General features: G+C 72.1%; 11 protein-coding genes. 8 read left to right on the forward strand and 3 right to left on the reverse strand.

The genetic code is table 11. The features are described 5' to 3' along the window. Window positions 1–202: 202 nt before the first annotated feature. Window positions 203–499 (forward strand): DUF4193 domain-containing protein, encoded by a 297-nt coding sequence (locus I8D64_RS00500; protein WP_152353089.1) that lies wholly within the window; start codon window positions 203–205, stop codon window positions 497–499. Between the two features lie 156 nt (window positions 500–655). Here the strand turns inward: I8D64_RS00500 and I8D64_RS00505 are convergent, their stop codons facing one another. After that, window positions 656–1156, reverse strand: coding sequence for a DUF3093 domain-containing protein (locus tag I8D64_RS00505; RefSeq protein WP_200500574.1), 501 nt, complete (start codon window positions 1154–1156; stop codon window positions 656–658). A gap of 65 nt (window positions 1157–1221) precedes the next feature. Here I8D64_RS00505 and dut point away from each other — a divergent pair, with 65 nt between their 5' ends. From dut to I8D64_RS00525, 4 genes are read left to right on the forward strand one after another with little or no spacing between them, the layout of a single operon-like run. Next, entirely contained in the window at window positions 1222–1776 is a 555-nt protein-coding gene (dut, locus tag I8D64_RS00510; RefSeq protein ID WP_200500575.1) for a dUTP diphosphatase, read from the forward strand. A gap of 2 nt (window positions 1777–1778) precedes the next feature. After that, window positions 1779–2651 carry a DUF3710 domain-containing protein gene (locus tag I8D64_RS00515; protein ID WP_200500576.1) on the forward strand — a complete coding sequence of 291 codons (873 nt, stop codon included), beginning with the start codon at window positions 1779–1781 and terminating at the stop codon, window positions 2649–2651. 10 nt (window positions 2652–2661) lie between these two features. Further along, window positions 2662–3120 (forward strand): single stranded DNA-binding domain-containing protein, encoded by a 459-nt coding sequence (locus I8D64_RS17005; protein WP_214650966.1) that lies wholly within the window; start codon window positions 2662–2664, stop codon window positions 3118–3120. Beyond that, the gene (locus tag I8D64_RS00525) at window positions 3117–3857 is read left to right on the forward strand and encodes a DUF3159 domain-containing protein (RefSeq protein WP_343068369.1); all 741 of its coding nucleotides are present in this window, start codon (window positions 3117–3119) and stop codon (window positions 3855–3857) included. The genes I8D64_RS17005 and I8D64_RS00525 overlap by 4 nt, the downstream gene beginning before the upstream one ends. Before the next feature lie 8 nt (window positions 3858–3865). Here the strand turns inward: I8D64_RS00525 and I8D64_RS00530 are convergent, their stop codons facing one another. Next, complete coding sequence (locus tag I8D64_RS00530; protein ID WP_200500577.1) at window positions 3866–4600, reverse strand: potassium channel family protein; 735 nt, start codon at window positions 4598–4600, stop codon at window positions 3866–3868. Continuing rightward, window positions 4597–5319, reverse strand: coding sequence for an NAD-binding protein (locus tag I8D64_RS00535; RefSeq protein WP_200500578.1), 723 nt, complete (start codon window positions 5317–5319; stop codon window positions 4597–4599). The genes I8D64_RS00530 and I8D64_RS00535 overlap by 4 nt, the downstream gene beginning before the upstream one ends. 131 nt (window positions 5320–5450) lie before the next feature. On the opposite strand from I8D64_RS00535, the gene I8D64_RS17065 reads away from it, so the two are divergent. The 3 genes from I8D64_RS17065 to I8D64_RS00550 all read left to right on the forward strand — a co-directional run bounded on the left by I8D64_RS17065 (window position 5451) and on the right by I8D64_RS00550 (window position 11979). Then, complete coding sequence (locus I8D64_RS17065; RefSeq protein WP_343068370.1) at window positions 5451–7661, forward strand: APC family permease; 2211 nt, start codon at window positions 5451–5453, stop codon at window positions 7659–7661. Between the two features lie 5 nt (window positions 7662–7666). Further along, window positions 7667–9013: a class I SAM-dependent RNA methyltransferase gene (locus tag I8D64_RS00545; RefSeq protein WP_246482623.1), complete on the forward strand. Its 1347-nt coding sequence runs from the start codon at window positions 7667–7669 to the stop codon at window positions 9011–9013. 164 nt (window positions 9014–9177) lie between these two features. Beyond that, a complete protein-coding gene (locus I8D64_RS00550; RefSeq protein WP_200500579.1) occupies window positions 9178–11979 on the forward strand; it encodes an aconitate hydratase AcnA in 2802 nt (933 codons plus the stop codon). Window positions 11980–12298 lie beyond the last annotated feature (319 nt).

The following is a 12298-nucleotide window of genomic DNA, read 5'->3' on the forward strand; positions in this document are numbered from 1 at the left end:
CCTCGCGACCTCGGCGGACGCGCCCGCCGGAGCCGGTCGGATACTCCGTGTTGTGATATGGCACCCGCTCTGCAATAATCGCGCCGCATCCGGCGTGGACAACACCGAGGGGCACGCCGGGGGAGCTGACAGCCACGCAGGCCAGACACTCCTTTTGTGCCCGGACTCCCGACACTTCTCCTGATCGAGGTATTCACTTCCGATGGCCACTGATTACGACGCACCGCGCAAGAACGACGACGAGTCCTCCGAGGACTCGATCGAGGAGCTGAAGGGCCGCCGGAACGAGGCCGCGACTCCCGCGGTCGACGAGGACGAGGCCGAGGTCGCCGACGGCTACGAGCTCCCTGGGGCCGACCTCTCCGGCGAGGAGCTGTCCGTGCGGGTGCTCCCGCGGCAGGCGGACGAGTTCACCTGCGGCAGCTGCTTCCTGGTGAAGCACCGCAGCCAGATCGACCATGTCGAGGGCACGGTCATCATCTGCAAGGAATGCGCCTGAGGGGACGCATCCGGCGCCCTGCGGCACGGGCGCTCATGAGAACGGGGCGGCACACCGACTGGTGTGCCGCCCCGTTTCTCGTCCGCTCGAGATCGCGCGAGCGATGGGGGAGCCGCCTCAGGGGCCAGGGGCCTCGCGGGTCGGGATCCCCTCGGGTCAGGAGTGCTGGGAGCGCGCGCTGCGCAGGGCCAGGGCGAGGTCCTCGGGCCGACGCGTGGAGAGCACCCACGCCGGGGTGGGATCCGTCTCGTCGAGCACGGGCACGCGCACGCCCGTGTGCACCCATCCGCGCGTGAGATGGAAGGCGAGCGGCTCGAAGCCCACGGACATGGCGACGGACCAGCCGTCCTTGTCGAGGACCTCGGGCTCGCCCAGCAGGTCCACGGGGATCTGCGCACGGCCCGCCCGCAGGGTGCCGCCCGAGACCTCGAGGACGGGGCTCGCCATCGCGAGCATCACGCACACGCCGACGATGCCGATGATCCCGACGGCCAGCGAGAGCGCATGGGACAGCGGCACCAGGATGACCCCCAGGACGCTGCCGAACGCGATCCCCACGATCCAGACGCCGATGCTGGGCAGGAGCCTCTCGCGATGCAGGGCGGTGGCATCGGATAGGGCGCGGGGACGGGCGGAGTCGGCGGAGGCGTCGGGCATGCGCCAATCGTCTCACGCGCACCGGAGAGGATTCTGCGGTCCCCGGGTGCGCCTAGTCTGGAGTCATGACCATCGACGAACAGCCCGCGGCCGAGCCCGGGGGAGCGCCCCGCATGCCGGTCGTGCTCGCGGAGGAGGCCGTGCTGCCCTACCGCGCGCACGCGCACGACGCCGGCTTCGACCTCATCAGCTCCGAGGACCTCGTGATCCCCGCCCTGGGCAGGGCCCTGGTGGGAACGGGCGTGAGCCTCGCCCTGCCGGAGGGCACCGTGGGCCTGGTGTGCCCGCGCTCCGGCCTCGCCGTGCGCCACGGGGTGACGGTCCTCAACGGGCCCGGCGTCGTGGACGCCGGCTACCGCGGCGAGGTGCGGGTGCCGCTGGTGAACCTCGATGGTGAGCAGGACTTCACGGTCCACCGCGGGGACCGCATCGCGCAGCTCGTGGTGGTGCCCTTCGTCGCTCCGCGGCTCGAGGTGGTCACCGACCTCGAGGAGAGCGAGCGCGCCGACCGCGGCTTCGGCTCGAGCGGCGGCCTGCAGGGCGTCGAGGGCCAGGGCGCGACCGTGATCTCGACCGAGGACGCCGCCGCGAGCGCGGCCGGCGCCGACGGGAAGGAGTGAGCATGGGACTGTTCTCCCGCAAGGACACGAGCAAGGTCACCGCCAAGGCCTCGGACGAGGACACGGCCGAGGGCACTGCCGCGGACACCCGCAGGGGCGCGGCGAAGGACGAGGATGCCGCCGAGCAGGCGCGGCCGACGGGCGCGACGGACGACGACGCGTCGACGACGGCGTCCGGCGATGCCGCGAGCGACACGACGAGCGATCCCGACGAGGCGACCTCGTCGACCCGGGAGTCCGCAACCGCGGACGGGGCGCTCGGGGGAGACCACCTGGAGGACGGACCCCTCGACGCGGCCGATGCCCCCGAGGAGGACCGCATCGACCTGGGCGGACTCCTCGTGCCGATGGTCGAGGGCATGGAACTGCGGATGGAGATGGACCAGCGCACCCGGGCCGTCACCGGGGCGAACCTCGTCATCGAGGGATCCTCGCTGCAGGTCCAGGCGTTCGCTGCCCCGAAGTCCCGCGCGCTGTGGGACGAGGTGCGCACCTCGCTGCGCGGGTCCGTGGTCGAGCAGGGCGGCACCGCGGAGACCCGGCCGGGCCCCTTCGGCACCGAGCTCATCGCGCGCCTGCCCGTCAAGCGGTCCGACGGCCGCGTCGGCTACCGGCCGGCGCGCTTCATCGGGGTCGACGGGCCGCGCTGGCTGCTGCGCGCGATCCTCTCCGGTCCGGCCCTCGGCGACGCCGAGGCCTCGCGCGCCTTCGAGACGCTGATCTCGCGCATCGTGGTGGTGCGGGGGAGCGATGCCATGGCTCCCCAGGAGCTCATCCCGCTGAACCTCCCCGGGCAGCGTCCCGGCCTGGTCCCCGCCGAGGACACCACGCTGAACCCGCTCGAGCGAGGGCCCGAGATCACGGAGATCGGCTGAGGGGGACCCGATGAGGACCAGGGAAGCACGGAACCCGGATCACCGGGCCGCGGAGGCGCGGTCCCGCGCGGCGGAGCGCCACGGCCGCGCCGAGCAGCTCGCCGAGCGCCTGCGCGGCCACTTCGTGGACAGCGAGGTGCTCGACGCCCGCGAGGCCGGCAGGCGCGCCCGTGAGGACGGCTTCGACTGCGCGCAGGACATCGAGCGCCGACGGGAGGTCCGCGTGACCGGTTTCGTCAGCTCGATGGTGATCCCGCCGACGAGCGCCCCGCAGTCCTTCGAGATCGACGTGTTCGACGGCACCGGCACCGTGACCGCGATCTGGCTGGGCCAGTCGCGGATCCCCGGCGTCGGCCCCGGCACCCGGCTCGTCCTCGAGGGCGTGGCCGCCCGCCGCGGCCACCACAAGGTCATGTACAACCCGCGCTACGAGATCACCGGCCTGCCGGGCGAGGAGGAGGACGCGTGAGCTCTGCCCAGCGACCGGAGGAGGGCGCCGCTCCGCGTGCCGAAGAGCCTGCTGCCGCGCGCCCGGATCACGCCGCGCCGCGCTCGGGCATGGGCGCCGTGCTCACGGGCGAGGAGTTCTCCGTGGGCGATGCCCTGGGAGGTCCTCGCGGGATCCTCGAATCCGTGCTGCCCACGGCGCTGTTCGTGGTGCTGTTCGTGGTCACCCGGTCGATACCGATCGCGGGCGGGGCGGCCGTGGCCGTCGTCCTCGTGGCGCTCGTGGTGCGGCTCGTGCAGCGACAGAACCCCTCGCAGGTGCTCGGCGGGCTGATCGGGGTGGCCGTCGGCGCGATCTGGGCGCTGCGCTCGGGACAGGGCACCGACTTCTACGTGCCCGGGCTGATCACGAACGCGGTGGCCGCCGCGGTGCTCGTGGTCTCGATCCTCGCGCGGTACCCGCTGGTCGGCGTGGTCGTCGGCCTCCTGGACCCGCGCGTCGCCGCCTGGCGCGGGAAGCCCCTCGCCCGTCGCGCCTACACGCAGGCGACGTGGCTGTTCGTCGGCCTCTACGTGCTCAAGCTCGCCGTGCAGCTCCCGCTGTACCTGAGCGGGCAGGTCGCCGCTCTCGGCGTCGCGAAGCTCGTCATGGGGCTGCCGCTGTTCGCGCTCGTGGTGTGGCTGGTGTGGATGCTGCACCGCTCGGTGCGCGCCCGCCTCGAGGCGGAGGCGGAGAGCGCGCCGGACACGACGCTCTGAGCCCGCGCTCAGTGCTCCTCGGGGCGCACGCTGGGCATCTCCTCGGTGCGGATGCTCGGCAGCTCCTCGGGATCCTGCGGGGCGCTCGGCGGGGCGAGCAGCTCCTCGAGGGCGCGCAGGTGCTCCGACTCGGCGAGGAACATGAGCTCGTCGTGCGCCTCGAGCGCGTCATGGGCCGACGGCGCGATCGGCTGCCCGTCGCGGATGATGCCCACGAGCACGCACGAGGCGGGCCACCGCATCGAGCCCACCAGGCGCCCGACGATCGGGCTGCGGCGAGGGATCGTGATCTCGACCATGTCGGTGCGCGACCCGGAGAAGCTGAAGATCTTCACGATCCGGCCCACGCTCACGGCCTCCTCGACGAGAGCCGTCATCGTGCGCGGCGTGGAGACCGCCACGTCCACGCCCCACATGTCCCCGAACATCCACTCGTTCGAGGGGTGGGAGACGCGCGCGACGGTGCGCGGCACCAGGAACTCTGTCTTCGAGAGCATGGAGGCGACGAGGTTGACCTTGTCGTCGCCGGTCGCGGCGACGACCACGTCGGCCGAGGCCACGTCGGCCTCCGAGAGCACGGCGAGCTCGGCCGCGTCGCCCTCGACCCACTGCACCCCGCTGACCGAGGTGCGCTTCTCCGGGGAGACGGAGCGGTCCACGAGCGTGACCGAGCGGCCCTTGGTCAGCAGCTCGCGGGCGATCGAGCGGCCCACGCTGCCGGCACCGATGATGACGACCCTCATCGTGTCTCCTCCTCGACGCCGCTCGTCCCGGACCGTCCTGCGGGACCCAGGCCGCCCTCGTCGCCGCCGCGCGCATGGGCGAGGGTGCTCTCGATCTCGGGCAGCCGCGGGGTCGGCACCATCAGGTGCAGCACGTCCCCCTCCTGCAGGCGGGTCGCGGGACCCGGCAGCACGCCCTCGCCGAGACGGGTGAGCAGTGCCACGCGCGCCCCGGTCTCCTGCTCGATCCTGGCCAGCGGTGCGGCCATCCAGGACTCGTCGGGCACCACGGCGATCATCGTGACCTTCCCGGAGATGTCCTGGTACTCGCGGCTCGCGGCGCCCGGGATCAGGCGCCCGAGCATCTGGGCGCTCGTCCAGCGCACGGTCGCCACCGTCGCGACGCCCAGGCGCTCGTAGACCTCGGCGCGGCGGGGGTCGTAGATGCGGGCGACGACGTTGCGCAGCCCGTACTCCTCGCGCACCACCCGGGCGGCGATGATGTTGGAGTTGTCGCCGCTGGAGACTGCCGCGAAGCCCGCGGCGGAGCGGATCTCGGCCTCCTCGAGGGTCTCGCGGTCGAAGCCGATGCCCGTCACGCAGCGGCCGGGGAAGTCCCGTCCCAGGCGCTGGAAGGCCACGGGATCGCGATCGATCACCGTGACCTCGTGCCCGATGCGGAGGGTCTTGTGGGCGAGCATCGCCCCGACGCGGCCGCAGCCCATGATCACGAAGTGCACGGGGCCACGATAGTCCGCGCACATCCTCGGCGCGCACGCGGTCGCCGCGTCGCCGGGCCGGGAGCGTCCGGCCTCCCGGCAAGCGTCCCGTCGGTGCGACTCCGACGGCCTGTGCAACTAGAGTGGACGTCGTGCCTGGCCCCTCCGGCGCGTTCAAGCGTCTCGTCCTCGGGCGCGCCTTCGCGACGGATCGACTGTCCCGGGAGCGCCTGCCCAAGCGGCTCGCGCTTCCGACCTTCTCCTCGGATGCGCTGAGCTCGGTCGCCTATGCCCCCGACCAGATCCTGCTGACCCTCGCCCTCGCCGGCGTGACGGGCTACGTCATCAGCTGGTGGGTCGCCGTCGCCGTCGTGCTGCTGATGGCAGTCGTGGTCCTCACCGGGCTGAACACGGTGCGCGAGTACCCGGGAGGCGGCGGCGACTACGAGGTCGTGCGCACGAATCTCAACAGGGGAGCGGGACGGCTGGTGGGATCGGCGCTGCTGGTCGACTACGCGCTCACCGTCGCGGTCTCGGTCGCCCAGGCCGCGAACTACGCCTCGGGCATCCTGCCGTTCCTGCACAGCCACGAGATGTGGGTCGCGCTCGTGCTGATCGCCCTCATCGCGCTCGTGAACCTGCGCGGCGTGCGCCAGTCCAGCTCGCTGCTCGCGATCCCGGTCTACCTGTTCGTCGCCGCGATCGGCCTGATGGTCGTGATCGGCGCGATCGAGACGTTCACCGGGGGGATCGGGCGCGCGCCGAGCGCGGATCTCGACCTGGTCGCCGAGCCCGGCTACGGGCAGGGGCTCACGGCGCTCGGAGGCGCGCTCCTGGTGCTGCGCGCCTTCTCGAGCGGCAGCGCCGCGCTCACCGGCGTCGAGGCGATCGGCAACGGCGTGCCCTCCTTCCGGCCGCCCAAGGCGCGCAACGCCGGCATCGTGCTGCTCGCGCTCGGCGCGATCTCCTCGGCGATGATCCTGGGGATCATCGCGCTGGCCGCCCGCACGGGCGTGCGCTACGTCGAGGACCCCTCGAGCGAGCTCGTGCGCGACGGCGCCCCGATCCCCGACTACCAGCAGCTGCCGGTCATCGGACAGATCGCCGAGGCGCTCTCCGGTCCGGGATCGCTGCTCTTCTACGCGGTGACCGCCGTGACGGGCATCGTCCTGTTCATCGCCGCGAACACCGCGTTCAACGGCTTCCCGAACCTCGCGAGCGTGCTCGCCGCCGCCGGCAGCTTCCCCAAGCAGATGCGCGTGCGCGGGGACCGCCTGGCCTACTCCAACGGCATCATCCTGCTCGCGGTCGCCTCCGGGCTCCTGGTGTGGTGGACCGGTGCGCGGGTGAGCGTGCTCATCCAGATGTACATCGTGGGCGTGTTCGTCTCCTTCAGCCTGGGCCAGCTGGGGATGGTCCGCCACTTCACGCGCGCCATCCGTCTCGAGATCCGCGGCGGCATGCGCCGCACCCTGCGCCTGCGCCGCGTCGTCAACGTCATCGGGTTCGTCGTCGTCACCGCCGTGCTGCTCATCGTGGTCACCACGAAGTTCACCCACGGCGCCTGGGCGGCGGTCGTGATCATGGGCGCGCTGTGGGTGCTCATGAGCCTCATCGAGCGTCACTACGCCTCCGTGCGTGCGCAGCTCGCGATCCCCGCGCTGGCCGACGACGGGTCCGGGGCCGGCACGGAGGCCCCCACCCAGGACTCCGCCGCGGACGCAGCCGCCGAGCACGTTCCCGGTGCCGATGCGTCGACTGCGGGGGAGGGGGCGCTCATCGGTCCCCGGCTGCCCGGCCAGGGCGTGGACGACCCGACCGCCCTGCCCTCCCGCTCGCATGCGATCGTGCTGGTGTCGGGGCTGGACCGGCCCACGATGCGCGCGCTGTCCGTCGCCTCCGCCGCGCGGCACTCGACCCTCGAGGCCGTCGCCGTGCACGACGAGGACGCCGATGCGCGCCGCGCCGTCGAGCGCTGGCGCTCGCTCGGGATCCAGGTGCCCCTGCGCGTGCTCTACTCTCCCTATCGGGACGTGAACGGTCCGGTCCTCGCCTACGTGCGCAGTCTGCTCAAGCGCAACCCGCGCGACGTCGTGATCGTCTACCTCCCCCTGTTCCTGGTGGGACACTGGTGGCTCTCGCCCCTGCACAACCACTCCGTGCGCCGTCTCGGCGACCGTCTCGCGCACCTGCCGCGCGTGGTCGTCGCGAGCGTGCCGTGGCAGCTCGGGCGGGACAGCGGACCGGACCGCCCGCAGCAGGCCGACATCATGGCGAGCGCGGGCACGGCCACCGCACAGGACCATCGCCGCGCCCGCCGGGCGCGCGAGGAGGCGAGGAGCGCACGGCTCCTGGGAAGGTGAGGACGATGGCACGGGACATGCGGCGCGCTGCGAGCGCCGAGCCCGAGCGGACCGCGCTGGGGCGGCTGCTCACTCTCACGGTCGGCGCCCCGGCCGCCGGCGGCACGTTCGTGGCCCGCCACGAGGGCCGCGTCGTGTTCGTGCGCGGGGCCGTTCCCGGTGAGACCGTCGTCGCGCGTCTGCTCGAGGACGCGAAGAACTCCGCGAAGGCGCGCTTCTGGCGCGCCGAGACCCTCGAGATCCTCGACCCCAGCCCCGACCGCGTGCCCAGCGTCTGGCCCGAGGCGGGGACCGACGGCGTCGGCGGGGCCGAATGGGCGCACATCGGCCTGCACGCGCAGCGCCGCCTGGCCACCGAGGTCCTCCAGGACCTCCTGCGCCGCGCGGGCGTCTCGACCCTCGCGACCGAGGAGGCCCAGGTCGAGCCCGCGCCCCACGACACCGACGGTCTGGGCTGGCGCACCCGGGTCCGCCTCACCCGCGGGGCCGACGGCCTGCTCGGCATGCGCGGCTGGCGCTCCCACGAGGTCCACCCGGTGGGGGAGAACCCCCTGGCCGCGGAGGAGATCCGCGCCCTGGGCCTGCCCGATCTCGCGCTGCCCGAGGCGGTGGAGGCCGTCGACGCGGTCGCCCCGTCCGTCGGCCGCCCCGCCGTCGTCCTCATCGGCCGCGGCCTCCCGGCCGGAGGGGCCGGCGCCTCCGGCGGCCTCGAGGTGCCGCAGGGGCTCGAGGACGTCGATCTCGCCGTCCAGGGGCCGACGGGCCTCACCGCGCTCTCGGGCGACGGCATGGTCGCCGAGGAGGTCCTGGGACGACGCTTCCGCGTGGGTGCGACCGGCTTCTGGCAGGTCCACCGCCAGGCCCCCGAGGTGCTCACCTCCGTGGTGCTGCGCGACACGGAGGCCCGCGAGGGCGACACGATCTGGGACCTGTTCGGCGGGGTCGGGCTGTTCGCGGCCGCACTGGCCGACGAGGTCGGGCCCGCGGGCCGCGTGCTCAGCGTGGAGGGCGATCGTCGGGCCGGGGCGCTGGCGGAGGAGAACCTCGCGGCCCTCCCGCAGGCGAGCGCCGAGACGGCCGACGTCGCCGCATGGGTGCGCGCCCAGGAGAAGGACCCCGATCGCGTGGTCGTCGACCCGCCGCGCGCGGGTCTCGGCCCCGAGCTGATGGCGATGCTGTGCGCCCGCACCCGGGAGCGGATCGTCTACGTCTCCTGCGAGCCCTCGACCCTCGCGCGCGACCTGAAGGCCGCCGAGGAGGCCGGCTGGAGGGTCGAGGACCTGCGCGCCTTCGACCTGTTCCCCCACACGCATCACATCGAGTCGGTGGCGGTCCTGACCCGCGCCGCATGATATATTTATCTTGACGTCAAGAGATAACGTCCGGGCGGACGGCCGGCGTCGGCCGCCGCGCACTCCCTGATCGGGGGCCGGACCAGCACTGCGAGCCGTCGGATCACGCACGCCCCTGCGGATTACGATGGCACCACGCCCCACAATCGAAGGAGTTGCGCTCCGTGAGCACCGTGAACTCGTTCGGCGCGAGAGAGAACCTCGCCGTCGGCGACACCGAGTACGAGATCTATGGCATCGACACCGTCGACGGCCACGAGAAGCTCCCCTACAGCCTGAAGATCCTGCTGGAGAACCTGCTGCGCACCGAGGACGGTGCGAACATCACCGCGGACCACGTGCGCGCCCTCGGGTCCTGGGACCCCAGCGCCGAGCCGGACACCGAGATCCAGTTCACGCCCGCCCGCGTGATCATGCAGGACTTCACCGGCGTCCCCTGCATCGTCGACCTCGCCACGATGCGCGAGGCCGTCTCCGACCTCGGCGGCGACCCCGAGCGCATCAACCCGCTCGCCCCCGCCGAGATGGTCATCGACCACTCCGTGATGATCGACGTCGCGGGCCGTCTCGACGCGCTCGAGAAGAACATGGAGCTCGAGTACGAGCGCAACCGCGAGCGCTACCAGTTCCTGCGCTGGGGCCAGACCGCCTTCGACGACTTCAAGGTCGTCCCCCCGGGCACCGGCATCGTCCACCAGGTCAACATCGAGTACCTGGCCCGCACCGTCATGACCCGCGAGGTGGACGGCGTGCTGCGCGCCTACCCCGACTCGTGCGTCGGCACCGACTCGCACACCACCATGGTCAACGGCCTGGGCGTGCTGGGCTGGGGCGTCGGCGGCATCGAGGCCGAGGCCGCGATGCTCGGCCAGCCCGTCTCGATGCTCATCCCGCGCGTGGTCGGCTTCAAGCTCACCGGCGAGATCCCCGCCGCGGCCACCGCGACCGACGTCGTCCTCACGATCACCGAGATGCTGCGCCAGCACGGCGTGGTCGGCAAGTTCGTCGAGTTCTACGGCGAGGGCGTCGGCCAGGTGCCGCTCGCCAACCGCGCGACCATCGGCAACATGAGCCCCGAGTTCGGCTCCACCTGCGCGATCTTCCCGATCGACGACGTCACGGTCGACTACCTGCGCCTCACCGGCCGCTCCGAGGAGCAGCTCGCGCTCGTCGAGGCCTACGCCAAGCGCCAGGGCCTCTGGCACGACCCGTCGACCGAGGCCCAGTACTCCGAGTACCTCGAGCTGGACCTCTCGACCGTCGTCCCCTCGATCGCCGGCCCGAAGCGTCCGCAGGACCGCATCATCCTCACGCAGGCCAAGGAGAGCTTCCGCGAGGTGCTCCCGAGCTATGCGGCCGACGAGGAGCCGGCCGAGGCCGAGAGCACCTCGGTCCCCGAGGATGAGGGGACCTTCCCCGCCTCCGACCCGGCCTCGCTCGGCTCGGACAACGACTCCGGCGGCGCCGCGCCCGTGCTCGACCTCAAGGTCCACGGCCGCGCCTCGAAGCCCACCGCCGTCGAGGGCAAGGACTTCTCGATCGACCACGGCATCGTCTCGATCGCCTCGATCACCTCCTGCACCAACACCTCGAACCCCTCGGTGATGATGGCCGCCGGCATCCTCGCCAAGAACGCGGTCGAGAAGGGCCTGGTCTCGAAGCCGTGGGTGAAGACCTCGCTGGCCCCCGGGTCGCAGGTCGTCACCGGCTACTACGAGAAGTCCGGTCTCACCGAGTACCTCGACGCGCTGGGCTTCCAGCTCGTCGGCTACGGCTGCACCACCTGCATCGGCAACTCGGGCCCGCTCGCGCCGGAGATCTCCGACGCGATCAACGAGGCCGACCTCGCGGTCACCTCGGTGCTCTCGGGCAACCGCAACTTCGAGGGCCGCATCAACCCCGACGTGAAGATGAACTACCTGGCGTCCCCGCCGCTGGTCATCGCCTACGCGCTCGCGGGCACGATGGACTTCGACTTCGAGAACGACGCGCTGGGCCGGGACAAGGACGGGAACGACGTGTTCCTGCGCGACATCTGGCCCTCGCCCACCGAGGTCGAGCAGACCATCGCCGAGAACATCACCCAGGAGATGTTCAAGGACGACTACGCCGACGTCTTCACGGGCGACGACCGCTGGCGTTCCCTGGACACCCCCGAGGGTGCGACCTTCGACTGGGAGGGCGACTCCACCTACGTGCGCAAGCCCCCGTACTTCGAGGGCATGGGCAAGGACCCGGAGCCGGTCGCGGACGTCTCGGGCGCCCGCGTGCTCGCCAAGCTCGGCGACTCGACGACCACGGACCACATCTCTCCCGCGGGTGCGATCAAGGCCGATTCCCCGGCCGGCCGCTACCTGCGCGAGCACGGCGTGGAGCGCAAGGACTTCAACTCCTACGGCTCGCGCCGCGGCAACCACGAGGTGATGATCCGTGGAACCTTCGCGAACATCCGCATCAAGAACCAGCTGCTCGACGGCGTCGAGGGCGGGTACACGAAGAACTTCCTGACCGGTGAGCAGGAGTTCATCTACGACGCGGCGCAGGCGTACGCCGAGAAGGACATCCCGCTGGTCGTCCTCGCCGGCAAGGAGTACGGCACCGGCTCCTCGCGCGACTGGGCCGCCAAGGGCACGAAGCTCCTGGGCGTCCAGGCCGTCATCGCCGAGAGCTACGAGCGCATCCACCGCTCGAACCTCATCGGCATGGGCGTGCTGCCCCTGCAGTTCCCCGCGGGCGAGACCGCCGAGTCCCTCGGCCTCACCGGCGAGGAGACCTTCGACATCGCCGGGATCACCGCCATCAACGACGGCGCGACCCCGAAGACCGTGAAGGTCACCGCGACCCGCGAGGGCGCCGATCCGATCGAGTTCGACGCGGTCGTGCGCATCGACACCCCCGGCGAGGCGGACTACTTCCGCAACGGCGGCATCCTGCAGTACGTGCTCCGCTCGCTCGTCGAGGCCTGAGCCGCCGCAGTCGCACCCGACGGGCGCGGCGTCGGGCCCCGAGCCCGCGCGCCGTGCCCTTCGCGTGAGTCCGGTCGCCGGATCGCCGGTGGGACGGGTCGCTGGCCCGTCGGCCCGCCGATTCGCTCGTGCCGAGATGGCCAGGATCTATGCCGTTCTGATGCCCAGAACGTCATAGATCCTGGCCATCGTGCATTCCGAGGCCGACGGGGCTCCGCCCTCGCGTGGGATTCCCGTTGCGAGGCCGGGGAGGTCCGGCCCTGCTGGGCCCACGACGAGTCCCCCGGGCGGTCCCGCACGCATGATGGCGCCGCACGAG

Source organism: Brachybacterium halotolerans, assembly GCF_016623465.1.
In the GTDB taxonomy this organism is placed as follows: domain Bacteria; phylum Actinomycetota; class Actinomycetes; order Actinomycetales; family Dermabacteraceae; genus Brachybacterium; species Brachybacterium halotolerans.